Source organism: Mucilaginibacter sp. A5337 (genome assembly GCF_059690695.1).
In genome coordinates, this window is sequence record NZ_JCAWEC010000001.1 from 1,211,617 (window position 1) to 1,235,272 (window position 23,656).

The 23,656-nt window shown below is 40.9% G+C and carries 23 protein-coding genes; 11 read left to right on the plus strand and 12 right to left on the minus strand.

Features of this window, described 5'->3' with window-relative positions:
• Positions 1–127 precede the first annotated feature (127 nt).
• A complete protein-coding gene (locus AC59JO_RS04980; RefSeq protein ID WP_413669470.1) occupies positions 128–1,417 on the plus strand; it encodes an aminopeptidase P N-terminal domain-containing protein in 1,290 nt (429 codons plus the stop codon).
• Positions 1,418–1,487: 70 nt separating this feature from the next.
• Here the strand turns inward: AC59JO_RS04980 and meaB are convergent, their stop codons facing one another.
• Complete coding sequence (gene meaB / locus AC59JO_RS04985) at positions 1,488–2,372, minus strand: methylmalonyl Co-A mutase-associated GTPase MeaB (protein WP_497303791.1); 885 nt, start codon at positions 2,370–2,372, stop codon at positions 1,488–1,490.
• A gap of 329 nt (positions 2,373–2,701) precedes the next feature.
• Between meaB and AC59JO_RS04990 the strand changes: the two genes are divergently transcribed.
• Together AC59JO_RS04990 and AC59JO_RS04995 are read left to right on the plus strand one after the other, a co-directional pair.
• A complete protein-coding gene (locus tag AC59JO_RS04990) occupies positions 2,702–3,694 on the plus strand; it encodes a glycosyltransferase family 9 protein (protein ID WP_497303793.1) in 993 nt (330 codons plus the stop codon).
• Positions 3,691–4,752, plus strand: coding sequence for a glycosyltransferase family 4 protein (locus AC59JO_RS04995; protein WP_413669473.1), 1,062 nt, complete (start codon positions 3,691–3,693; stop codon positions 4,750–4,752). The genes AC59JO_RS04990 and AC59JO_RS04995 overlap by 4 nt, the downstream gene beginning before the upstream one ends.
• Here AC59JO_RS04995 and AC59JO_RS05000 read toward each other — a convergent pair.
• From AC59JO_RS05000 to AC59JO_RS05010, 3 genes are read right to left on the minus strand one after another with little or no spacing between them, the layout of a single operon-like run.
• Positions 4,725–5,993 (minus strand): glycosyltransferase family 4 protein, encoded by a 1,269-nt coding sequence (locus AC59JO_RS05000; RefSeq protein ID WP_413669474.1) that lies wholly within the window; start codon positions 5,991–5,993, stop codon positions 4,725–4,727. The genes AC59JO_RS04995 and AC59JO_RS05000 overlap by 28 nt on opposite strands.
• 18 nt (positions 5,994–6,011) lie before the next feature.
• Positions 6,012–6,665, minus strand: a complete 654-nt coding sequence (locus tag AC59JO_RS05005; protein WP_497303795.1) for a glycosyltransferase — start codon at positions 6,663–6,665, stop codon at positions 6,012–6,014.
• Positions 6,665–7,837, minus strand: coding sequence for a glycosyltransferase family 2 protein (locus AC59JO_RS05010; RefSeq protein ID WP_497303797.1), 1,173 nt, complete (start codon positions 7,835–7,837; stop codon positions 6,665–6,667). Before AC59JO_RS05010 ends, AC59JO_RS05005 begins: the two co-directional genes overlap by 1 nt.
• Positions 7,838–8,026: 189 nt before the next feature.
• On the opposite strand from AC59JO_RS05010, the gene AC59JO_RS05015 reads away from it, so the two are divergent.
• Complete coding sequence (locus AC59JO_RS05015) at positions 8,027–9,904, plus strand: ABC transporter ATP-binding protein (RefSeq protein WP_497303799.1); 1,878 nt, start codon at positions 8,027–8,029, stop codon at positions 9,902–9,904.
• A gap of 358 nt (positions 9,905–10,262) precedes the next feature.
• On the opposite strand, the gene AC59JO_RS05020 is transcribed toward AC59JO_RS05015, so the two are convergent.
• From AC59JO_RS05020 to AC59JO_RS05030, 3 genes are read right to left on the minus strand one after another with little or no spacing between them, the layout of a single operon-like run.
• Entirely contained in the window at positions 10,263–10,628 is a 366-nt protein-coding gene (locus AC59JO_RS05020; protein WP_413669478.1) for a CoA-binding protein, read from the minus strand.
• Positions 10,621–11,103, minus strand: a complete 483-nt coding sequence (locus tag AC59JO_RS05025; protein ID WP_413669479.1) for a DinB family protein — start codon at positions 11,101–11,103, stop codon at positions 10,621–10,623. Before AC59JO_RS05025 ends, AC59JO_RS05020 begins: the two co-directional genes overlap by 8 nt.
• Positions 11,100–12,650 carry an NAD(P)/FAD-dependent oxidoreductase gene (locus tag AC59JO_RS05030; protein WP_497303801.1) on the minus strand — a complete coding sequence of 517 codons (1,551 nt, stop codon included), beginning with the start codon at positions 12,648–12,650 and terminating at the stop codon, positions 11,100–11,102. Before AC59JO_RS05030 ends, AC59JO_RS05025 begins: the two co-directional genes overlap by 4 nt.
• Before the next feature lie 511 nt (positions 12,651–13,161).
• On the opposite strand from AC59JO_RS05030, the gene AC59JO_RS05035 reads away from it, so the two are divergent.
• The 5 genes from AC59JO_RS05035 (at position 13,162) to AC59JO_RS05055 (ending at position 16,726) form a co-directional block, all read left to right on the plus strand.
• Complete coding sequence (locus AC59JO_RS05035; protein WP_413669481.1) at positions 13,162–13,737, plus strand: RNA polymerase sigma factor; 576 nt, start codon at positions 13,162–13,164, stop codon at positions 13,735–13,737.
• Between the two features lie 357 nt (positions 13,738–14,094).
• The gene (locus tag AC59JO_RS05040) at positions 14,095–14,676 is read left to right on the plus strand and encodes a LemA family protein (protein ID WP_497303803.1); all 582 of its coding nucleotides are present in this window, start codon (positions 14,095–14,097) and stop codon (positions 14,674–14,676) included.
• Positions 14,677–14,778: 102 nt separating this feature from the next.
• Entirely contained in the window at positions 14,779–15,213 is a 435-nt protein-coding gene (locus tag AC59JO_RS05045) for a TPM domain-containing protein (RefSeq protein WP_090528810.1), read from the plus strand.
• A gap of 11 nt (positions 15,214–15,224) precedes the next feature.
• On the plus strand, positions 15,225–16,007 hold the full coding sequence (locus tag AC59JO_RS05050; RefSeq protein WP_497303806.1) for a TPM domain-containing protein: 783 nt from the start codon (positions 15,225–15,227) through the stop codon (positions 16,005–16,007).
• 167 nt (positions 16,008–16,174) lie between these two features.
• Positions 16,175–16,726: an NUDIX hydrolase gene (locus tag AC59JO_RS05055; protein ID WP_497303808.1), complete on the plus strand. Its 552-nt coding sequence runs from the start codon at positions 16,175–16,177 to the stop codon at positions 16,724–16,726.
• A 2-nt stretch (positions 16,727–16,728) separates the two neighbouring features.
• On the opposite strand, the gene AC59JO_RS05060 is transcribed toward AC59JO_RS05055, so the two are convergent.
• Positions 16,729–17,184: a nuclear transport factor 2 family protein gene (locus AC59JO_RS05060; protein ID WP_497303810.1), complete on the minus strand. Its 456-nt coding sequence runs from the start codon at positions 17,182–17,184 to the stop codon at positions 16,729–16,731.
• A gap of 161 nt (positions 17,185–17,345) precedes the next feature.
• Between AC59JO_RS05060 and AC59JO_RS05065 the strand changes: the two genes are divergently transcribed.
• A complete protein-coding gene (locus AC59JO_RS05065; protein WP_497303812.1) occupies positions 17,346–18,230 on the plus strand; it encodes a PhzF family phenazine biosynthesis protein in 885 nt (294 codons plus the stop codon).
• Between the two features lie 90 nt (positions 18,231–18,320).
• Here the strand turns inward: AC59JO_RS05065 and dnaA are convergent, their stop codons facing one another.
• The 3 genes from dnaA to AC59JO_RS05080 form a co-directional block, all read right to left on the minus strand.
• Positions 18,321–19,745 (minus strand): chromosomal replication initiator protein DnaA, encoded by a 1,425-nt coding sequence (dnaA, locus tag AC59JO_RS05070; RefSeq protein ID WP_413669486.1) that lies wholly within the window; start codon positions 19,743–19,745, stop codon positions 18,321–18,323.
• A 435-nt stretch (positions 19,746–20,180) separates the two neighbouring features.
• Positions 20,181–21,731, minus strand: a complete 1,551-nt coding sequence (locus tag AC59JO_RS05075) for an acyl-CoA mutase large subunit family protein (RefSeq protein WP_497303815.1) — start codon at positions 21,729–21,731, stop codon at positions 20,181–20,183.
• A gap of 4 nt (positions 21,732–21,735) precedes the next feature.
• Entirely contained in the window at positions 21,736–22,266 is a 531-nt protein-coding gene (locus AC59JO_RS05080) for a DUF7935 family protein (protein ID WP_497303817.1), read from the minus strand.
• A gap of 90 nt (positions 22,267–22,356) precedes the next feature.
• On the opposite strand from AC59JO_RS05080, the gene AC59JO_RS05085 reads away from it, so the two are divergent.
• Positions 22,357–22,704: a HesB/IscA family protein gene (locus AC59JO_RS05085; RefSeq protein WP_413669488.1), complete on the plus strand. Its 348-nt coding sequence runs from the start codon at positions 22,357–22,359 to the stop codon at positions 22,702–22,704.
• Between the two features lie 77 nt (positions 22,705–22,781).
• On the opposite strand, the gene AC59JO_RS05090 is transcribed toward AC59JO_RS05085, so the two are convergent.
• Positions 22,782–23,588 (minus strand): redoxin domain-containing protein, encoded by an 807-nt coding sequence (locus AC59JO_RS05090; RefSeq protein ID WP_413669489.1) that lies wholly within the window; start codon positions 23,586–23,588, stop codon positions 22,782–22,784.
• Positions 23,589–23,656: the final 68 nt, after the last annotated feature.

Genomic DNA, 23,656 nt, shown 5'->3' on the forward strand with positions numbered 1-23,656 from the left:
TTAATTGTGATTTTTTTCAAATTTAGTAATTATGTTTGAATCCATGACCAAACATTGTTCCAAAAATTGTAATAGTTACACAAATAACTAAAAAAAAATGATTTAATAAAATAATCACCCGATAAATATGAAATATCTGCCGATCAAAAATAGCTTATTTACAAATAATAGAAAAAGTTTCGTTTCAAGAACAAAACCCAACTCAATCGCTATTTTTCATGCCAATGACGAATTTCCTCGCAGTGGTGACCAGGCTTTTATGTTTAAGCAAAACCCCGACTTTTTTTATCTGACAGGCATTGATCAGGAACAAAGTATCCTGGTTTTATACCCCGATTGTCCTAATAAGGCATACAAAGAAGTACTTTTTTTAAGACAAACCAATGAACACATCGCCATTTGGGAAGGTCACAAATACACCAAAGAAGAAGCGCGTGAAGCATCCGGTATCGAGAGTATTTTTTGGCTGAGCGAGTATGATACTATACTTCACAGCATTATTAACTATGCCGAAAATATATATATTAATACCAACGAAAATGATCGCTATACACATACCGTCCCCTATCGTGACTACCGGATGTATGAGGCACTTAAATTAAAGTACCCGCTCCATAATTATACACGCTCGGCACCCATTTTACGCGACTTGAGGGTAATAAAATCAGACATAGAGATTGAGCTTACGCAAAAAGCCTGTGACATAACGCATGACGCTTTCGTACGCGTTTTGAAATACACGAAGCCCGGCGTAACCGAATACGAAATTGAAGCGGAGATTATCCATGAATTTATCAGGCAGCGGGCTACAGGCCACGCCTACAATCCAATCATTGCTTCGGGCGCCAATGCTATTGTATTGCACTACAATGATAACAACCAGGTTTGTAATGATGGCGATATAATACTACTTGATTTTGGCGCCGAATATGGTAACTATAATGCTGATATGACCCGCTCGATACCGGCCAACGGTCGTTTTACCGCACGTCAGCGACAGGTTTATAATGCCGTTTTAAAGGTGATGCGCGAAGCTACAAAACTCATTGTTGCAGGAACAATACTGAGCGAATATCAGGACGAGGTTGGCAAGATCATGACCAACGAGCTAATTGGACTGGGCTTACTTGACAGACATGATGTTGAAAAACAGGACAAAAACGCACCACTGTATAAAAAATATTTCATGCACGGCACCTCTCATCACCTTGGGCTGGATGTCCACGATTACGCAAGCAGATATAAGCCTTTTGAAATTGGCAATATATTAACCTGCGAACCAGGTATTTATATTGCAGAAGAAGGATTGGGCATTCGCCTTGAAAACAATATTCTCATTACCGGTAATGGCAATATTGATTTAATGGGCAACATTCCGGTTGAAGCAGAACATATTGAAGAGATAATGAACAGCTAATAATTTACATTAAGCTTATATAAATAAAATGGCCGGATTTGCTTTCCCTTTACATTAAGCTAATCAAATACTATACATAGGTATCCACAAAACTATACAGGTTAAAATTATCGCCTGCTAAGGCTTCAGCTATATCAAGCTGAAGCTTTTTTTTGTCTATTCCCGCCATCTTCCTTTGCTCAATAAGTTTGTATACTTTTTCGGTCAGCAATAATTTACGCCTGTGGTTTTGTTTTAAATTGCTTTGTTGTATAAAGGTAGCTATATCAGCTATCCCCCGGGTTTGTGAAGCTATAGTTTTAAACACGGGCGGTTGCCCATTAACATTATGTCCAATAATTTTTTTTAAATTATTGGCAAACACGTCGGCTCCCTCCCGGTCGGCTTTGTTAATAACAAAAGCATCTGCAATTTCCATCAATCCCGATTTAATGTGCTGAATCTCGTCGCCTGCTTCAGGCACCAATACAACCAGGGTAATATCTGCAAGACCGGTAATTTCAATTTCAGACTGGCCAACGCCCACTGTTTCAATCAGCACGTAATCAAAACCGGCTGCCCTTAATACATCGGCCATCTCAATAGTCTTTGCCGATAATCCACCTAATGAACCCCGCGTGGCCAATGACCGGATAAAAACATCCGGATGGTTAAAATGCGTGGCCATCCTGATCCTGTCGCCAAGCAGGGAGCCAAAATTAAAAGGCGAGGTTGGATCAATAGCCAGCACAGCTATTTTTTTTTTCTCTTTTAAAAATATATCGATAATACCGTTTACAAGCGTGCTCTTACCGGCCCCGGGTGGCCCGGTAATACCAATGACCGGGCAGCTTTTATCAAATTTGAGGCTTTTAAGCAAGGCTTTGCTGCCATAAAGATCATTTTCAACAACAGTTAAAGCACGCGCAATTGCACGAAAGTTTAATTGACCGATGCTATTTTGATATAAATTCAACGCAAATGATGATAAAGTTCAAATCTATTCATTATGTAGCAAACACTTTATAACAATATTTAAACTATCCTATATGGCTATTAGCTCATTTATTACTTGCACGATATATAGCTAACATAAGCAGCTAATATTTAAGCAAAAGGCTAATACTTGAAAACTATAAATTATTGATCAAATAAATAAGATATCTATAAACCACCTTCAATAAAAGATACAGATTAAACATAACAATGATATAAAATTACATTAACCCTGTAACAGATTTAATCTTATCATTGCAAATTAATGTGTAGCATTTTATCAATCTGCCCGTATAATTCATTAAAACAATGGCCGATATCAATCATATAAAAACACCGCACATCTTAATAAGCAGGGTTGACGCCATTGGCGATGTTGTACTTACTTTACCCGTAGCAGCATACATTAAGCAATTGTTCCCAAAAGCCACGGTTTCATTTTTAGGCCGTACCTATACGCAGCCGGTAATTGATACAATGGCTTCGATAGATGCATTTATAAATTACGATGAGTTAAAAAAACTCTCCGAAGCACAACAGATCGAATATCTGCAAAAACAAAACGTAGATGCAATTATTCATGTTTTGCCCAATAAACATATTGCCAGGATAGCAAGACAGGCTGGTATTAAGCTCCGGATAGGAACAACAAACAGGGTATTTCATTGGTATACCTGCAATAAGCTGGTAAAATTAAGCCGTAAAAAGTCGGATCTGCATGAAGCACAGCTCAACCTGGTTTTATTAAAACCACTGGGGCTTAAGCATGTACCATCTTTAGCAGAAATTATATCTCATAATAATTTTCATAGTAAAATTGAACTTACCCCGGCTTTAAGTGCAATACTTGTAAACGATAAGTTTAACCTGATTATTCACCCAAAATCGCACGGCAGCGGCATGGAATGGGGGCTGGATAATTTTGCCGAATTGATACACATCCTTCCACCCGAAAAATTCAACATCATTGTAACAGGTTCTGAAAACGAAAAGACATTGCTTGCAACCTGGTTAAAAACACTTCCGCCAACGGTACAGGATATGACCGGAAAAATGTCGCTGGGGCAATTAATAACTTTTATAAGTAAATCTGGCGGGCTTATTGCTTCAGGTACTGGTCCGCTGCATTTGGCCGCCCTGACCGGGATCAATACCCTCGGATTATTTCCCTCGTTAAGGCCAATACACCCGGGCAGGTGGTCACCTGTTGGCAAAAAGGCAGGCTATATTGAAAGCGGGACAAACAATTTACAAACAATTACGCCGTTTATGGTGTCAGAGAAAGTTAAAACATGGATATGAATAAACCTCGCGTATTGGTAACGTTTGATTCGATGCAGTACCCCAATACAGGCTTATTTTATTTTGGAAGAAGCCTGGGAAAAGCACTGATAAAAGAAAATGAAGATTTTGATTTGAGTTATTTTTTATATGATGCTACAGCTGATTTTGATAACGATGAGGTGAAGCGGCATTTCCGTCAGAAATATCATAAGTTCTTTTTCATAAACCGGGATAGTATAAAACTTTTCCATTTTACCGATCAATTTTCAAGACTAAAACCCAAAAAAGTACATAGCAAGTACAAAAAGATCATGACCATTCATGATATTAATCAGATACATGAAAATATCGGCGAAAAAAAGTTAAAGCATTATCTTAAAAAACTGGGCGAACGTATTAACAAATGCCATCGGATAGTAACCATCTCGAAATTTGCAGCCAGGGATGTTGTTACTTATTTCCCCCAGGTAGCTAATAAATTAACTGTAATTTACAATGGTGCCGATAAAGTTGAATCGCCTGACGGCCACTTACCCGCATATCACCCTACACGCAATTTCCTGTTTACTATAGGCATTGTATCTGCAAAGAAGAACTTTCATGTTTTACCTGCTCTATTGGCCAATAACAACCTTGAACTCATTATAGCCGGAATAAAAACTCCATACGAAGATGAAGTTATGGCAGAAGCAAAAAAATATGGCGTGGAAAGCAGAGTGAAAATAATTGGAACAATATCAGATAATGACAAAGCATGGTATTACAAACACTGTGAAGCCTTTGTTTTTCCTTCCATAGCTGAGGGTTTTGGCCTGCCGGTAATAGAAGCTATGCACCATGGCAAGCCGGTTTTTGCTTCAACCCACACTTCGTTACCCGAAATTGCAGGGGATTGCGCTTACTTTTTCCCAAGTTTTGATGGCAAGGAGATGCAAAAAGCATTCAATGATGGCATGCGACATTTTCGTCAACATAACCCATCGGAAAAAATTAAGGCTCATGCACAAAAATTTAACTGGGATGAAACGGCAAGGCAATATCTGCAGCTTTACAGCGAAATGCTTGATGAAGAATAACCAGCTACATAGTCAACAGCCGCATCAAATTTATCCAACACTTTTATCCAGGTGTAATTTTCAGCTACATATGTTTTGGCCTTTTCACCCAGATCCGCAATATTTGTATTACTGCTGAAAGCTGTTTGAATTGCCGCTGTAAAAGTTTCCTGGTTGTTATACAGGAACCCGGCCCCGCTTTTATCAATATGATCTTTAATAACTTCGCATTTTTCATTGGCGATAACGGGGATCCCATAAGCCATGCTTTCAAGCGTTACTAATGATAAGCTTTCAAATATTGAGGGGATTACCAACGCCCTGGCATTTTTGAGCAGATTAAATTTAATATGCTCATCAACAAAACCGGTATAAATTATTGACGGGTGTTCCGTAACGGGCATAAATGCCCTGCCTACAAACACAAGTTTAATGTCATTGTGAGTATTGGCCTTAAACTTTATAAAGTTGCTGATAAGTTCATCACAAGCTTTGGCAACCTCTATACGCCCGATATAAATAATATAATTTCCGGCTTGTTTAATCAAAGCTTCGGCATTGGGGCTGGATTGTAATGCAGGCACTTCAATTCCAACCCCAACAACATCCGAATAAATAGCCTCGTTATCAAAAAGTTTGTTAACGAAGCGCTTTTCGCTTTCGGTATTATAAAGGATGGCCTTAGGCAGTTTAAAGAAGCTTCTAAAAAATTCGAGATATATCGGTGGCTCGTCGTGAGCAGTAGGTATCAGTATAGATTTATGGGGAGCAACTGAAATACCTATTGCCGTAGGGTAATACAAATAGGTAAAAAAGATAAAAGCATCATAATTTTCCTGGTTTGCTTTCAAAAACGTGATGAGCTCGGGTACATAAGGCCCCTGCTCATTTATCCACGCTAATTCGTTTTCGGCCCGGGATTTAACTTTGGTTAATTTTTCAAAGTTTTTGAGCTGCCCGAAATAGCTGAGCAACTTTTGATACCTCTTTTGTTTTCTCTTCCGTAACCTGCGCCCTGCGAGTTTAAATTTTTTTAAGTCCCTTGGGTGTTCAACGCCAAAACGAGTCACTTTAACGCCATTTATAAATTCGGTGCCGGCAGTATACTCATTTGCCCATGACATATAATCTTTGGCACAGGTAGTAAGCACCTCAACATTAAAACGGTCGTTAAGTTTTTCGGCAACTAAACGGCAATGGTACTCGGCACCGCCATTAACCTCGATGCCATACCGTTGAACAATAAAAGCTATACGTTTCACTAAAATAATTGTGTTTGGTCAGGATTGTAAGGTATCATAAAAATTGTTCTGGGCTTCCTGCCGTTCAAGGTTTTTAATGTGCATCAGGCAATACTTCTCATTTTTGCGGGGCAAATAGCAGCTTTTTTCAAAGCCATAAAGTTCTTCATGTACCTTATTTTTCCATTTAATATGCCCGTTTAACTTGAGGATTCTAAACTGGTAATCCGGAAAATTAACGCGGTTAAGTTTATCAACCGTCCAGTTCCATTTTTGTATATGCGCTTCTGTAAGCCCCTCAACAATATTAACCCTCGGCACCAGGAAGCAATCGCAATTGCGTTTTCGGTGCAAACGCTTTTTTATACGTTTGATGAGCGTTTTTTTAGGTATTTCATCGGCATCTATCTGAAACAGATAATTGCGGGACGCATTTTGTACAAGGTTATTTTTAAACGATGCAAAATCGCCATTAAGCTTTGCCTTTAAATGCAATATCTGGTGCTTATACCTTTCAATTACTGCAGTAGTTTTTTTATCCTCGTTAGTAATATCCTGCAATATTATTACCTCATCATTTTTATCAATGTTTTTGAGCAAATGAGCCAGCAATTTGTTTAGTTGCTCATGTTCATTACAAACGGTTACGCCGTACGATATGCTTATTTTATTTTTATAAAAACTGAAAAACATTATTTCCTTTTGATGAGCAGGTGTTGATAAGTTGCAAAGTTAGCTATCCTGATCCGGAAAATATGCTTTCTGAATATCATATTGCCCAATCCTAACAGCTTGTAAATTATTGCCGTTCGTTTCTGCCTTTTGCGGGTAATTATGCTGCTCAAATTTTCGAGGATATCCAGCGAATGCGCACCAAATTTCTTACCATCAAAAAAAACAAGGATGTCATTTTCCTTTTTTTGATGGTATGGCTTTATCTTATCATTTAATTTGAACAAAGTATTTCGTTGCTCGCGATCAATATATTCGTTAAAACCGCTATCGATATAAACAGCTGCACAAAGTGGTTCTATTTTTTCTAGCAGTTCTGTACTTCCATTTTTTACCACAAACCCAATGTCATATTTTATTTTTACTGCCGATGAATTTCTGAAGCCCCATTTCCTAAAAAAATTACGATTGGAATTTCGTTCAATCTGCCTGGTTCTGTTCTGATATTCGTCTGAAAACCTGGATGTTTTACTAACAAAGTGATAACACAAAGCATTAACGGTTACAGATCCTGTTAGCCCAAGCAACCCCAGCCTTATAATCATATCGTCATCTTCACAAAACATCGGGTTGTATAAAGGATCAAAGCCACCGATATTCAGCAATGTTTCCCTCAACATACAAAAGAAAAAAGTTGTAGCATCATTTTTAACATCAGGCTGTTTTTTGTTCTGAATATCTGTAGCATACTCATAAAACCCTGCAATATCAAAGGTGTTAATGTCAGCTCCGAAATCTTTTACAAGTTTGCCAGGCCTTTCATCATCAGCAAAAACCGGGGGCTCAACAGTTGTAAATTTGGTGATCTTTTGTTCCGATATACTTTTTTCCAGATATTCAATAAAATTGGGAGCAATTATAATATCGTTATGTAATAAGGCAACATACTTTTTTGTGGCTATTTCAATACACTTGTTATAGGTATCTGAAAATGTCTTCTCTTCATCTGAACAGTAATACCTGACATTGCTGTCATTCAAACTATCCAACCATAAATGAGTTCCATCGGTACTATTGTAACTTGTAAAAACAATTTCAACATCAGGATAAAGCGCGCGGGTTGTAGCATAAAAGTTTTTACTGTAGTCTAAATTATTCTTAAGTCCTACCAGTAATGCTATATTATTATTCATTTTTTTAACGTTGATATGCCTGATGTAATTAAGCACAATCTGTGATAAAGGTATAACAAAATCGGATAGTTTTTGACAGGCCCGGCTCCGTCAGCTATAGGTATTATTAAATGCCCCCGGGCAGCTTCTATATTTTTGATCGTTTTAATTACTTAATTACTATTAGCTTTGCACCTTTAAAGTTATTTGATGAAGATATATTTCAGGCTTCTTTCCTTTGCACGACCTATAGGTAAATTCGCAGTCCCTTACTTTATATGTACTTTATTTTCGGTAATATTTAATACCCTTAACCTTGCCTTGCTGGCACCGTTATTAAAAACAATTTTTGACCCTAAAACCGCCCAGGTAGTTACCAAACCTGAAAACTGGTGGAATCCATTAAAAGATTTCGACTATTTTGCGCATGAGGCTAATTTAATTTACGGGCCGCTGGGTGCGTTGAAATTTGTGTGCGTGGCTATAGTTGTTTCGGTATTGCTAAGCAACCTGTTCCGCTATTTTTCGCAGCGGATTATGGAAAACCTGCGGATATATACCCTGCTTAATCTGCGCCGCACGGTTTTCAATAATGTCATGAACCTGCATTTAGGCTATTTTAGCAATGAACGCAAAGGCGATATCCTTTCAAAAATCTCTGCCGACGTGCAGGTTGTACAATTTTCTGTTACGGGTACTTTGCAGGTAGCCTTTAAGGAACCATTCCAGCTGATAACCTATCTTGTATTCTTATTTGTAATATCGGTTAAGTTAACACTGTTTTCTATGTTGATAATACCTGTATCGGCATTTGTGATATCAAGGATAGTTAAGCGCCTTAAAGAGCAGGCTGCCGAATCACAGCAAACCTACAGTAATATGATCAGTAATCTTGATGAAGCCTTATCGGGCATTAAGATCATAAAGGCATTTAATGCCGTTACATTTATCAAAAATCGTTTTGATCGCGAAAACAAGGAATATTCAAGAATTACCCGTTCTATGGCGAAAAGGCAGCAAATGGCATCGCCGGTATCTGAATTTTTGGGAGTATTAATGGTTGCGGGTATTGTGTTATATGGCGGCTCGTTAATTATCAAAGGTCAAGGCACCCTATCTGCCGATAATTTCATTGTTTATATTGCTATGTTTTCACAGGTTATGCGTCCGGCAAAGGCTATATCTGATTCTTTTAGTAATATCCATTCGGGTATTGCCGCGGGTGAACGTGTGTTGGCACTGATTGATGAAAAACCACTAATTGTAAATGCCCTCAATGCAACAGAACTTACTGGCTTTGAGGATAAGGTTAAATTTGAAAACGTATCATTTGCATATACTGTTAAACCCGGCGCTAAACAAATAGCAGATACCGGAAAGCCTCAGGCCGACACCGAAAAATATGTATTAAAAAACGTTAATTTCGAGATCCAGAAAGGAAAAACAGTAGCCCTCGTTGGGCCTTCAGGTGGTGGAAAATCAACCTTGATGGATTTGCTACCCAGATTTAGCGAACCACAGTCGGGCATCATTTCTATTGATGGTAAAAACATTCAGTCTGTTACGATGGAATCGTTAAGGTCATTAATGGGTATAGTTAACCAGGAGTCTATTTTATTTAATGATACTATTTTCAATAATATAGCCTTTGGCAAACCGGATGTAACTATAGAAGAGGTTGAGGCTGCGGCACGCATAGCCAACGCACATAATTTTATTATGGATACGCCAAACGGATATCAAACCAATACCGGCGACCGCGGCACAAAACTATCGGGCGGTCAGCGCCAGCGCATCTGTATAGCCCGTGCGGTGTTGAACAATCCGCCAATCATGTTATTAGATGAAGCAACATCGGCATTGGATACCGAATCGGAAAAACTGGTGCAGGAAGCTTTGAATAACCTGATGCAGAACCGCACCTCGCTTATTATCGCGCATCGTTTAAGCACCATACAAAATGCAGATATCATTCTTGTTCTTGAAAATGGTTGCATTGTTGAACGGGGCTCACACATCGAGCTATTACAAAACAATGGCCTTTATAAAAAACTGATAGATATGCAGGCATTTAACAGTGTGGAGTAAGTTCTAAGGACTAAGTCGAAAGTTTTAAGTCATAAGTCATATTTCCCCGGTGGCCTCTACAAGTTTCAGTTAACCCACAAAATTCACCAAACTGAAATTTCAGTAGGAGGCACCTATGGAGCCAAAAAACGTATTCTTTTAGAGCTATAAACACGTGGCCCCGCTGGGGCCTGCAATGTCTTATATGTAAACTTTTTTTAGGACGAGACAGTTTGTAGCATAAATATCCCTTTGGCCCAGAGGGACAAAACTTAAATCTACAAGAGACCTTGAAGAGACGAAAGTTATAAGTTCAGGTATTGATTTAATTATATCCGATAAATCTCAGCCTTAAGACTTAAGGCTTAATACCTCAAACTTAATACTCTCCTACCGATAACATGACCAGCGTACAAGCGTATTCTGTTTCAATGCCTTTTTCATTCGCTTTACGCCGCAACTCGGTATTTTCGGTTCCGGGATTAAATATGATCCGTTTGGGGTTTGTATTCAATATATAATCATACAACGGCGGCTGGTTTTGCGGACCAACGTACAGCGTTATGGTGTCAATATCATGATGTATTGTTTCGGGCTTTTCAATAGCTACGCCGGCCACCACGCCTGTTTTTATACCAACGTTAACAATAGTATGCCCGCGTTCAACTAAACGGGTAGCCGCAAAGTTGGCATACCTGCTGGTATCGGGCGTTGCTCCTAATATTAATGTTTTTTTATTAGCCATTGATCATCCTGTTTAATAAGGCAATTTGCGCGGAATGATAAATATGGTGCTGTATCAAACCCGCTACCTGGTACTCGTAAGTTTCGCCGGCCTCATCAGCTCCCGGTTTACCGGCAACAATTTCGCTCCATCTTTCTTCCGGAAAATTTTGGATAAAGCCTGCCAGGTTTACATTCACCAGCTTTATATCTTCAACAATCCATTTCCATTTTTGTTCGTCGGGCAGCCCGGGTTCAGGCCAGTCACCACGAACCGGCAGTTGGGCATCCATACCGTTCATGCGGTCCATTACTTCCTCAGTCCAACCGGTCATGTGCAAAATAATGGCGGCAATATTATGCACCGAGCCTGTGGGCTTTTCATAAGCTGCTTCAAAGCTGATGCTATCCACGATAGCATAAACCGAAGGACCATACCATGGTTCGCCCGACAAAACACTTTGAAGCTGGTTAAATAGTTTTTGAGATGTGGTCATGATAATATTTTTAAAGCAGCAGTTGCGCAGTTAATCCCATCAATAGCAGCAGAAATTATACCACCAGCATAGCCGGCCCCCTCTCCGCAGGGAAATAATCCTGAAACCTGCGGGTGCTGTAAGGTTTCTCTGTCGCGCGGAATTTTTACCGGAGACGATGTGCGCGATTCAACACCAACCAAAGTTGCTTCGTTGGTATAATAACCTTTCATTTTTTTACCGAATACCGGCAACGCTTTACGCAAACGTTCATTGATCCACCCTGGTAAAACTTCTTTCAGTTCAATGCTTTTAGTACCGGGCAGGTATGAATTAACCGGCAAATCAACCGATAAACGGTTCTGTACAAAATCAACCATCCGTTGTCCGGGAGCTACAAGGTTACCACCACCGGCTGTAAAAGCTGCCTGTTCAACCTGTTTCTGAAAGTTGAGCATTTTAAAGGGATCATTGTCATCGCCGGCAACATCTTCCAGGTTAATTTGTACCACCGTGCCTGAATTAGCAAAAGGATTGTTCCGTTTAGATGGACTCCAGCCGTTCACCACAATTTCACCTGCTTCTGTTGAGCAAGGCGCGATGATACCACCGGGGCACATACAAAACGAAAATACTCCACGGTCGTCAACCTGTTCAACCAGGCTGTAATACGACGGTGGCAAATCGGGACCGCGAAATTCGCAATGATATTGTGCGCGGTCAATTATTTCCTGTGGATGCTCTATCCTTACACCCAAAGCAAAAGGTTTGGCCTCAATCAGGATATTTTGGCTGTGCAACATTTCAAACACATCCCTTGCCGAGTGACCTGTTGCCAGGATCACAGCGTCAGACATTACCTTTTCGCCTGTTGCTATTTTAACACCTTTAATTTTCCCAAACTCAACCAGTAACTGGATTACTTTGGTGTCAAACAGAATCTCTCCCCCGGCATTCAGCACGGTTTCGCGCATAGCGGTGATGATCTGCGGCAGTTTATTGGTGCCTATGTGGGGCCGTGCATCAATCAATATATCTTCGGCGGCTCCATGTGCTACAAACATTTTTAACACCTGGTTTACATCGCCGCGTTTGGTTGAGCGGGTATACAGCTTGCCATCTGAATAGGTACCGGCCCCTCCCTCGCCAAAGCAATAATTTGATTCGGGGTTAACAATACCTTGTTTATTAATATTAGCCAAATCCCGGCGGCGTTGTTTAACATCTTTGCCACGTTCAATAACAATTGGTTTTAATCCAAGCTCAATACATTGCAGGGCAGCAAATAACCCGGCAGGGCCCGCGCCTACAATAATTACCGGCCGGCCAAATTGTACATTGGGATAGTTGACGGTAAAAACTTCGGGCTGATAAGCCTCCTGCATAAAAACCTTCACCTGCATGCGGTAAACCACACGACGGCCGCGTGCATCAATAGAACGCTTTAAAATTTTTAATGCAGTAATATTTTTCAGGGGGATTTTAAGTGCCGATGCTGCCAGTTGTTTTAAAACTGCTTCATCCTCGTGCTGTCCGGGCGGGCAAACTATCTCTGTTTCTTTTGTCATGACTGATGCCGGGTTTTTATCCCGGATGGTGCAAAGTTAAGAAAAAAACTGCCCCCCAGCCCCCTAAGGGGGAGCTTTTGACAGGCTATTTTACCTGCGCTGATTCTCACCTTGTGGCTGTATTATAAATAACTATCAGGCTATTTTTTCCTTATTCAGTTACTCAGGCGATATCGTTTTGGGTTGGATTGACTCTACTTACAAGGGGGGTTAACAGGGTTAACACAATTCAGGGTTAACATTTACATATATAGCTAACAATCAAATGATTATGCGTTTTTTTGTCCAAAAAAGTGTTAACCCCCATTTTGTATGAATATTATCGGCTAAATTCCAATTATTCCCCCCGTTTTAATGATGTTCAATATGCTCAAAACCGTTCGGCTTTGCACAATGACCGTACGCTATCGGACAGTTTTAAAACCGAATAAAAAATAAATACCTAAAAATCAACAACTTACAAAATGGCACTTAGATTGGCATGCACCTCATGTATTTAAATAATAAAAATATGACTACCGCCGACGAACGCTTACACACAATATGGAATGGCTGCCTGAGCAACGACAGGAAAAGCCAGGAACAATTATACAGGTTATTAGCGCCCCGCATGCTTGCAGTTTGCATGCGTTATGCAACCGACAAAGACGAGGCACAGGATATATTGCAGGAGGGATTTATAAAAATGTTCCGCAATATGAAAAACTATCGTGGCGAAGGTAGTTTGGAGGGATGGATCCGCCGCATTATGGTGCATTGTGCTATATCACGCTACCGCAAATTAAAACCAATGGTTTTGGTTGATGATTTTGCAGCAGAGGAAGCTTCAGCAGTACCAATCAGCAGCTCATATAATGATAATGGCCTTGAAGCTAAAGACCTGATGAAACTGGTACAAAAATTACCAAAAACATATCGTTCTGTTTTTAATATGTACGCCATTGAAGGCTACTCACACCAGGAAATAGGCTCATCGCTGGGTATGAGCGAGCTGTTATCGCGCACTACCCTTCACCGCGCCCGTACATTGTTAAAAGATATGGTAGCCAAACTAACCATGCGCGAAGAACATTGCCTGGCAGGATAAGCCGGTTCTACCATTAACCTTATACAAATCATTTACAAAGCTACAGCCCCTGATGGGGCTTTCTGCTTTTATAGGGGAAGCATGGACTCAAAATTTCTCATTTTCCAACAAACTGCATCTAATATTAGCATCCCCCGGTGCTGAAAACAACCCTGACACTTAGCACATTTGCCACCAGAACAGCCTTACTGCAGTCATCGCAAAATTTCTCATATCTCACGTCTCATATCTCACACCCTTTCATAATTTACCGAAAAGCCGTAACTTGACACCTTGTCAGCAGCTCAGGCCTTTTGTAACAACGGTACGTGATTTGCACTCTAACCCAAAACATCACAAAAACACACGAAAAACAAAATGAAAAAGTTATTCTCAGTTATATTAATCATAGCAACAGCTATGTCGTTAAGTTCATGCAGCTATAACAGCATGGTTAAATTGGATGAGTCTGTTAAAGCCAAATGGGGTGCTGTACAAAGCGACTACCAACGCCGCAGCGATATGATCCCTAATTTGGTTAATACCGTAAAAGGCGCAGCCAATTTTGAAAAAAGCACGTTAACTGCCGTGGTTGAGGCTCGCTCAAAGGCAACTTCGGTACAGGTTGACCCCAATAAGCTTACGCCCGAATCAATTAAAGCTTTTCAGGCATCACAAGGGGAGCTAAGTGCTGCGCTTGGCAAATTACTTTCTATTACCGAAAACTATCCCGACCTGAAATCGAACTCTAACTTCCATGACCTGCAAATTCAACTGGAAGGTACCGAAAACAGGATCAACGTATCGCGTAAAGATTTTAACGATGCCGTGCAGGAATATAACAGCAAGATCCGCTCGTTCCCGGCCAACATTACTGCCAAAATGTTCGGTTTTTCTGAAAAGGGTTATTTCACCGCCGAACCAGGCGCCGATAAAGCCCCTAAAGTAGAGTTTAATTAATTTGATGGGTTACTGAAGTATGAGTTATTGAATTACCAACGCTATTTCAATAACTCTAAAATTCAATAATTCACTAAATCAATAATTCAATAATTAAAATATATGGCTGTATTTAACGAAGAGGAACAGCAGCGCATTCGCAAAGCTATTGAAGATGCCGAGCACCGCTCATCGGGCGAGATCAGGGTTTGTATCGAAAAGCGGTGCAGCGAGAATGTTCTTGACCGTGCTGCAAAATATTTCCAGCAGCTCAATATGCATAAAACCAAGCTCAGGCATGGCGTGCTCGTATACGTGGCTACTGTCGACCGTAAGTTTGCCATCATAGGCGATGCCGGTATTAACCAGGTAGTCCCCCCCGATTTTTGGGATACCACCCGCGACGATATGCTCCAGCATTTTAAATACGGCGATATTGTTGAGGGAATTGTTACAGGCCTTAAAATTGCCGGTGAACAGCTACAAAAATATTTCCCTCATCAGGATGGTGATCAAAACGAACTACCGGATGATATAGCCTTTATGGATGGCGATTAAAAATTAAAAACATGTTCAAAAAATTTATACTGTTTTTCGGATTTATACTTTGCGTTGTTGCCGCAATAGCCCAGGATTTTCCGGAACGCTCTAATACCCTGGTTACAGATTATACCAACACCTTAAACCCGGCCGAAAAACAGCAGTTGGAAACCAAACTGGTTGCTTTTAATGATTCTACATCAACTCAAATTGCTGTAGTGATCTTAAAATCTGTTGGCAACTACGATATTAACGACTATGGAGTCCAGCTGTTACGCAAATGGGGCATAGGTCAAAAAGACAAAAACAATGGTGTATTGATGCTTGTTGCCATCGGCGACCGTAAAATGAGCATCCAAACCGGCTACGGCGCCGAAGGCGCCTTGCCCGATATCGTTACGCAGGACATTATCCAAAACGACCTTAAACCACACTTTAAGCAAGGCGACTATTATGGCGGACTTGATGCCGGCACCAATAGTATCATCAAAGCCATGAAGGGTGAGTATAAGGCGGCAAAAAAACAAAAGCAAAGTAATGGCGGCCCTGCGGGTTTTATATTTATTGTAATAGTGGTAGTTATCCTGATCATTGTGTTCCGTAATCGCGGCGGTGGTGGCGGCAGGCAGATCATCGGTCGCCGGGGTGGAGCGAGCCCTTTCTGGTGGTTCCTGGCAGGTAATATGCTTGGTGGCGGCGGCAGAGGCAGCGGCGGCGACTGGGGCGGCTTTTCCGGTGGCGGCGGAGGTGGTGGCTTCGGCGGTTTTGGCGGCGGAAGCGGCGGCGGCGGCGGTTCAAGCGGCAGCTGGTAACCGTTGATTGGTTAGATTGATTCCGTTGATTTCGCTGATGCTATCACACAAACAAAATTATCTTAACATCACATTTACTTTTATTCATTATTTTTCGATCATTGATTTTAGTTTGATCTAACAAAATCAAAATAATCATCGAAATCAAAACATCAACGGTTAAATTAATGAGCAAAGATCTCACCTGGAAACTACTTTCATCATCATACATACATAAAGGCCCCTGGGCCACCCTCCGCATCGATAAATGCGAAATGCCCAACGGCAAAATAGTTGAAGATTATTATGTGCTCGAATACCCCAACTGGGTTAATGCAGTAGCCATAACCGAAGACAACAAGGTGCTGATGGTAAAACAATATCGCCATGCTGCGGGTATTATTTCGCTCGAAATTCCGGGCGGCGTAATTGATGCCGGCGAAGAGCCAGTTCATGCTATACGCCGCGAATTACTGGAAGAAACCGGCTACCAATTTGACGAATTTGAACTGATCTGCACCGTATACGGCAACCCGTCCACTGCCAACAATCAAACGTTTACCTACTTTACCAAAGGTGGTAAGAAAGTGCAGGGCCAGCACCTCGACGAATTGGAGGACCTGATTGTTGAAGAATATACCATTGAACAAGTAAAACAACTGTTGCTCAATAACGAAATAAAACAGGCCATGCATTGTGCCGGTTTGTTTTATGGCATAATGAAGCTGGGAGTGATATAGCATTACTCCGGGCAATTATCCTTCCGCCGGGTATCAACTATGTAAATGATCTTCCAGCCGTCGGCAGTTTTCATTAGTTGAAAAACATCGACACCGCAATGGCTGTATTTATCATCTAAGTAAAACTTATATGGCGCCCAAACGCTGGCCAATGGGCCATCAATCTTGATATCGGCGAAGGTTACACGCTCATCATATACACCTTTGTGCGGCGTACCTATGAGTTTAATAAAATCATCCGGGTTTTCAATTTCCAAACTTACGGTTCCGTCCTTCTTATTAGCTATACCATGAAAAGCAATTCCTTTAGCAAAAGTGGATCTAAGCATTGTGCTATCGCCCTTACGCATAGCATTAAACATGGTGTTGATGGTTTGCTTAATGGCCTCCTGCTCCGTTTGCTGGGCGAAGGATTGGAACGACAATAAAGTAAATACAGCAAGGATAAGTTTTTTCATAGCTAAATATACCTTATTTGCAATCAAGTTGATATCCTGATTTAATCACTTGCCGATAACAGAAAAAAGCAAAACTCAATTTAGACCTTCTTCATTTTTAAACTGCGCTGACATTTAATATGAAGGCCTTCACTACTTTGCGATAAACAAAAATCTATCAAATGAAAAAGTTACCCTATTATATACTTGATGTATTTACCAACCAACTATACAAAGGCAACCCATTGGCGGTAGTGAGGTGCGAAGGCGAGCTGGAATTATCTCAATACTATAACATAGCCCGCGAATTCGGTTATTCAGAAACATCCTTTGTGTGGTATTCTGACGCCGAAAAGTCACTTAAGGTACGCTCATTTACCCCGGGTAATTACGAGGTTGGAGGCGGCGGTCATAATTTCCTTGGGGCCGTATCATTGGCCTTATTACAAGGATGGGATATTTTTAGCGGTCAGGGTGATGAGCATTGGGTAACCATGAAGAATGAAAAATTACCTGTTGTCATCAATGAAGAAAATGGCCTTATATTGGTAGCGGTAAAGCAGCAGGCTGCGAAGAATCTTGGCACTATTAACCCGGAAATCATAGCAGCGGCGCTCAGTTTAGAAGCTGCTGATCTGGAGCTAAATAATTGGAAGCCCACCATCATGAAAACAGAAGTAGCCCACACCATGGTTCCTGTAAAAAACAGAGCACTTCTTAATCAGGCTACCCCGAACCCGGACAAGCTTAAAGAAATTTCAAAAGATTACGGCTTTGAAGGCTTTTACTTGTATACCACTGATGTTTCGGAGATTGGCTATCTAACTGAAACCCGCTTTTTTAACCCGGCATATGGCATTGACGAAGACCCTGCCACAGGAACAGCTGCCGGTCCCCTCGCTGGATTTTTGCAGCAGGCCAATTACATAAACGCCAACCAGGATTACAAATTTTTGCAGGGTGTATTGGTAAATCATCCATCTACCATTCACGTAAAGGTAACACCCAATAATGTGTTGGTGAGCGGCTCGTCGGTGATTGTAATGGAGGGGACATTATTTCTATAAAAACCAACCACAATCGCCTGCTTCAAAGTTAATGTTTCACAAAAAAAGCCCTGCATAAATGCAAGGCTTTCATATTTTCAGAGTCGGTTATTATGACATTTTCAATTTCTTCTGAATATCAGCCACGTAACCTTTAAATTTCTTATCGGTATCAATCAAATCCTCCACGGTTTGGCAGGCATAGATCACGGTTGAGTGGTCGCGGCCACCAAAGAAATGACCAATTGATTTAAGCGAGCTTTTGGTATGGGCTTTGGCCAGATACATCGATATTTGACGAGCCTGTACAATTTCGCGTTTACGGGTTTGTGATTTAACCATTTCGATAGGCACTTCAAAATACTCGCAAACCAAACTTTGGATATACTCCATCGAAATTTCTTTAGATGAGTTCTTCACAAAGTTTTTCAACATTTGTTTAGCCAGGTTCAGGTCAATCTCCTTGCGGTTAAGGGTTGACTGTGCCAGTAATGATACCATTGCCCCTTCCAGCTCACGTACATTATTGTCGATATTGTGGGCAACGTATTCAATTACGTCATTTGACAGGTCGATACCATCCTGGTAAATTTTATTTTTAAGGATAGCCATACGGGTTTCCAGGTCAGGAATCTGCAAGTCGGCAGATAAACCCCATTTAAACCTCGAAAGCAGGCGTTCTTCCAAACCGGCCAGATCCTTAGGCGCTTTATCTGATGTGATGATCAGCTGCTTGCCCGATTGATGCAGGTGGTTAAAAATATGGAAGAAGAAATCCTGTGTTTTTTCTTTACCGGCAAAGTTATGCACGTCGTCCATGATGAGCACGTCAATGGCCTGGTAAAAGTTAACAAAGTCATTAATGTTGTTGTGCTTCAAGGCATCAACAAATTGTTGCGTAAATTTTTCGCATGATACATACAGTACCAGTTTATCCGGCAGGGTGCGCTTAATTTCGTTACCAATAGCTTGTGCAAGGTGGGTTTTACCCAACCCAACGCCACCATAAATCATCAGCGGGTTAAAAGAGGTACCTCCTGGTTTAGCCGCTACCGCATAACCGGCCGAGCGGGCCAGGCGGTTGCAATCACCCTCAACAAAATTTTCGAAGGTGTAGTTACGGTTAAGCTGAGGATCTACATTCAACTTTTTAAGCCCGGGTATAACAAAGGGGTTTTTAATATCCTTGTTAATTGAAATAGGTATCGGCATACTCTGATGTTTTGCATCAGCGCCATTTCCGTTTGAAGGCATGTTAGTTGTGTATGGTTTACTTGATGATTGCTCAACAACTATATTATACTCTAAACGTCCTTCATCGCCCAATTGTTTCTTAATTGTTTTGCGCAGTAACCCTACATAGTGCTCTTCAAGCCACTCGTAAAAGAATAAACTTGGTACTTGTATGGTTAATACGCTTCCTTCCATCCTCAAAGCTTTTATCGGCTCAAACCAGGTTTTAAAACTCTGGGCCGGTATGTTGTCTTTGATGATCTGAAGGCAGCTATTCCAAACGTTCGTACAAGTTTTTTCCATATAGATAAAAAGTAAAATATTGATTTCCAACCCCCAGCAAAACAACTTTTGGCCTTGCTACGGAACATCGAATATTGCCAAAAAAAGCTTATAAAAAAATTAAATTTTCACTTTTTTAACATTTGGCTTTTTACTAACAAATTCGATTTTTTAATGAAATTTTTGTATGGATAACATAATTTTTGATATAAAAATCACAATCCGAATATTTCTCAATTGTTTTTTTCTTTTTTTGAAATTTCAAGAAAAAGAATAACAAAACCGCGTGTTTCAACCCTTAGTTATACGCCAAAACACGGGCAATGTTTGAGCCTTTTAGGCCGTTATTGCAAACAAAAAAATAACACACTGGTTTAGTGCCTTATAAAAAATAAAAACCAAGTTTGCTGATTTGTGGCACGCTATAAACACATGCAAGGAAGCCACACCACGATGCTAATATTCCCCAAAAACACCGCGCAGTACGTCGGCGATCTCTCCAAGGGTTGCATAGCTTTCTACCGAAGTTACGATAAAAGGAATTAAGTTTTCAGTGCCCGCCGCCGCTATTCCCAAAAGATGTAAACTTTTCTCAACATCTTCACTATTACGCGTGACTTTTAGCTCTGCAATTTTCTCAGACTGCATTTTTCTGATAGCGTCATCTACTCTGAACACACTACCAGGAGCTTCTTCTTGCTGGGCAAACCGGTTAACACCAACAATCACTTTTTCGCCGGTTTCTATTTCCTGCTGGTATTGGTAAGCCGATGCTGCTATTTCCTGCTGAATATAATCCTGCTCAATAGCTTTCACCGCACCTCCCATGGCGTCTATCTTATCTATATATAATTGAGCGGCGGCTTCTATCTCATCTGTCAGAGCCTCTATAAAGTATGAACCCGCCAGCGGGTCGACCGTGTCGGTAACGCCGCTTTCAAACGCGATAATCTGCTGGGTACGCAGGGCAATTTTGGCAGCAGCCTCAGTTGGTAACGACAATGCTTCATCATATCCATTGGTATGCAATGATTGTGTCCCCCCCAATACCGCAGCCATAGCCTGGTTACTTACCCTTATAATATTATTAAGCGGCTGTTGAGCGGTTAAAGTAGAGCCGCCTGTTTGCGTATGAAAACGAAGTTTTTGAGCACCGGCGTCGGTAGCACCGAGTTGTTGGGTAATATGCGCCCACATACGCCTCGCAGCTCTGAACTTGGCTATCTCTTCAAAAAAATTACTGTGACAGTTAAAAAAGAAGGAAAGTCGTTTGGCAAATACGTTAATGTCAAGCCCTTTATCCAAAGCTGCCTTTAAATAAGCTTTACCATTGGCTAATGTAAAGGCCAGCTCCTGCACTGCGGTCGAACCTGCTTCGCGGATGTGATAACCTGATATGGAAATGGTGTTCCATTTGGGCACTTCTTTACTGCAATATTCAAACACGTCGGTAATGAGCCGCATGGAAGGCGCAGGCGGGTATATATAGGTACCACGTGCAGCATACTCTTTTAATATATCGTTTTGGATTGTACCTGAAATTTGTTTCAGATCAGCCCCCTGTTTTTTTGCCAGCGCAATGTACATGGCCAGTAAAATAGGAGCCGTAGCGTTGATGGTCATGGAGGTGGTAATATCCTTCAGTTCAATACCTGCAAACAGGACCTCCATGTCCTTTAACGAATCAATGGCTACACCTACCTTGCCTACCTCACCTTCTGCAAGTGCGTGGTCGGAGTCGTAGCCTATTTGTGTGGGAAGATCGAATGCTACCGAAAGGCCGTTTGTACCCTGGCTTAATAAATAGTGATAGCGCTTATTTGACTCCTCGGCAGTTGAGAAGCCTGCGTATTGACGCATGGTCCAGGGTTTGCCCCGATACATATCTTTCTGGATACCACGGGTAAAAGGGAACTCACCGGGCAATTCATTCATATTTGAAGGTTCGGTATAAACCTCTTTTATTTCGATACCCGATGTAGTAACAATCTTTTTATCCGCAGCCATAAGCTTAGTATAATTCTTCCATATCCTGCCTGATCAATCCCAGCGCTACATCATAAGGATTATCTTCAAGCTTACTTAAATGCACCAGGATAACCTTGCTTAGCTCAAGCGCCGATGTATCCGGCGGCAAGGCCTTTACAGCGTTGTTGATCATATTAATGGTATCATCCTTTACTCTTTTCACCACATTCCAAACCCTGGCACTTACATAAATTTGCTGGGTAATGTTATGCTGAAATTCATTACGAACTTCGTTAATAATAATGGCCTGCAATTCGGCGGCAGTATCGGCCGATCCGTTAAGGCGGATAAGTAAGCTTGCCGGGTTAACCCTTTCAATGAATAGTACAACCCTTTCATAGGCTTGCAATCGTAACTGCAGGGTTTGGTTACTGATAGTACGTTTTAGCTCCAATAGCTGAATGCTTTCTGATTTATCAAGATATGGCTTAAACAGGTAAAAAGCGATATACACAACGCCTAAGCCCGAAATAGTATACTTTATAATATCAAATAAAAGAGAGAGAGTAGGCATGTTTATAATGTTATACAGGGGTCATAAAATTATGACACTAACAAAAATCTGCATTTTACGTTATATTTGTGTAGAATAAATAAAAATAAGATGAGTATAGCTGTTGAAACTGCCCCGGTTTCTTTTACTCCGGGAGCCGTAAAAGAACTTTTTAAATTAAAAGACCAGCAAGAAATAAACGACGAATTTGGCTTACGTGTTGGTGTTGAAGGCGGTGGCTGTTCTGGCATGAACTATATTTTAGGCTTCGACATGAAAAAAGACGGCGACCAGGAATACATTATTGATGGTATTAAAGTTTTTATGCACAAAGCCCACGGTTTATACCTGGCCGGTATGCAAATTGATTACCAGGACGGATTAAATGCCCGTGGTTTTACTTTCAACAACCCTAACGCTGCCAGCACCTGCGGCTGCGGCTCTTCTTTCTCGGTTTAAAGCAAGGCCGCTTAAAATACTGAAGGCCGTTTCATATTGTTATGAAGCGGCCTCTTATTTGCTGTAGCGTTTCAATCCTACTTTAATCCTTCGTTAATCGTTTTCCGCATCCAGTACGGCGAGTTTACTGCGAAGCCTACCGTATGAAAAGCAACTTTTCCTTCCTTATTTAATATAACGCTGGTTGGATAAAGGCCTATTTTATACCCGGCGGCTATATACCGGCCGTCATCTATAATATCATACTTAAACTCCGTTTGCTTTAAAAATTTCTTCAGATCATAGCGATCATCCAGGGCAATCGCCAAAAAAACTACATTTGCGTTATCCTTATAATCATCAACCAGTTTATTTAACTCCGGAATCTCCTGCATACAGGCCGGGCAACCAATGAACCAAAAATTGAGCACCACTACTTTGCCACGCAAATCTTTCAGTTTGATTTTGTTACCGTTGATATCATGCGTACTAAAAGGTTCCATTACCTCGCCTGTATTAAAATAAGCAGATTCGTAAGGCTTGGGAAGAGAGGCCATGTACTGCTCTTTGGCTTCTTCGGCCGAAAGCTGTTTGGGGATATTTGCAGGAGCTCTATCTGTAGGTGTGGTATTGGGCTTTATGTATCGCACCTCCCGCTCATCTTTCCTGCTAAGTATAAAGGCAGTTTTGGTGTCTTCCATATTTTCGGGCAATAAAACATATTGTCTTGTACGCATCAGATTACTCCACTGCTTATAAGTAAGTTGTTTTCCCGTCGAATCCTTTACAACCGAATGGTCATCAATTCTGAAGGACCGATTAACAACTTTACGCACCAGCGTATCCTGCGACCATGCACCGAAACTCCATGTTATAAATAAAAGCAAAAGGAAGATATGTTTCATGACAGGCTTAGTTTATATTTCATAAATATACCTGAAGATATTTAATATACAGCGATCAAATTGTAACA

Bases quoted from the DNA above. Each gene is read 5' to 3' on its own strand.
- AC59JO_RS04980 (WP_413669470.1), top strand. From the start codon at position 128: ATGAAATATCTGCCGATCAAAAATAGCTTATTTACAAATAATAGAAAA.
- AC59JO_RS04990 (WP_497303793.1), top strand. From the start codon at position 2,702: ATGGCCGATATCAATCATATAAAAACACCGCACATCTTAATAAGCAGG.
- AC59JO_RS04995 (WP_413669473.1), top strand. From the start codon at position 3,691: ATGAATAAACCTCGCGTATTGGTAACGTTTGATTCGATGCAGTACCCC.
- AC59JO_RS05005 (WP_497303795.1), bottom strand. From the start codon at position 6,665: ATGTTTTTCAGTTTTTATAAAAATAAAATAAGCATATCGTACGGCGTA.
- AC59JO_RS05010 (WP_497303797.1), bottom strand. From the start codon at position 7,837: ATGAATAATAATATAGCATTACTGGTAGGACTTAAGAATAATTTAGAC.
- AC59JO_RS05015 (WP_497303799.1), top strand. From the start codon at position 8,027: ATGAAGATATATTTCAGGCTTCTTTCCTTTGCACGACCTATAGGTAAA.
- AC59JO_RS05020 (WP_413669478.1), bottom strand. From the start codon at position 10,628: ATGGCTAATAAAAAAACATTAATATTAGGAGCAACGCCCGATACCAGC.
- AC59JO_RS05025 (WP_413669479.1), bottom strand. From the start codon at position 11,103: ATGACCACATCTCAAAAACTATTTAACCAGCTTCAAAGTGTTTTGTCG.
- AC59JO_RS05030 (WP_497303801.1), bottom strand. From the start codon at position 12,650: ATGACAAAAGAAACAGAGATAGTTTGCCCGCCCGGACAGCACGAGGAT.
- AC59JO_RS05035 (WP_413669481.1), top strand. From the start codon at position 13,162: ATGACTACCGCCGACGAACGCTTACACACAATATGGAATGGCTGCCTG.
- AC59JO_RS05040 (WP_497303803.1), top strand. From the start codon at position 14,095: ATGAAAAAGTTATTCTCAGTTATATTAATCATAGCAACAGCTATGTCG.
- AC59JO_RS05045 (WP_090528810.1), top strand. From the start codon at position 14,779: ATGGCTGTATTTAACGAAGAGGAACAGCAGCGCATTCGCAAAGCTATT.
- AC59JO_RS05050 (WP_497303806.1), top strand. From the start codon at position 15,225: ATGTTCAAAAAATTTATACTGTTTTTCGGATTTATACTTTGCGTTGTT.
- AC59JO_RS05055 (WP_497303808.1), top strand. From the start codon at position 16,175: ATGAGCAAAGATCTCACCTGGAAACTACTTTCATCATCATACATACAT.
- AC59JO_RS05060 (WP_497303810.1), bottom strand. From the start codon at position 17,184: ATGAAAAAACTTATCCTTGCTGTATTTACTTTATTGTCGTTCCAATCC.
- AC59JO_RS05065 (WP_497303812.1), top strand. From the start codon at position 17,346: ATGAAAAAGTTACCCTATTATATACTTGATGTATTTACCAACCAACTA.
- dnaA (WP_413669486.1), bottom strand. From the start codon at position 19,745: ATGGAAAAAACTTGTACGAACGTTTGGAATAGCTGCCTTCAGATCATC.
- AC59JO_RS05075 (WP_497303815.1), bottom strand. From the start codon at position 21,731: ATGGCTGCGGATAAAAAGATTGTTACTACATCGGGTATCGAAATAAAA.
- AC59JO_RS05080 (WP_497303817.1), bottom strand. From the start codon at position 22,266: ATGCCTACTCTCTCTCTTTTATTTGATATTATAAAGTATACTATTTCG.
- AC59JO_RS05085 (WP_413669488.1), top strand. From the start codon at position 22,357: ATGAGTATAGCTGTTGAAACTGCCCCGGTTTCTTTTACTCCGGGAGCC.
- AC59JO_RS05090 (WP_413669489.1), bottom strand. From the start codon at position 23,588: ATGAAACATATCTTCCTTTTGCTTTTATTTATAACATGGAGTTTCGGT.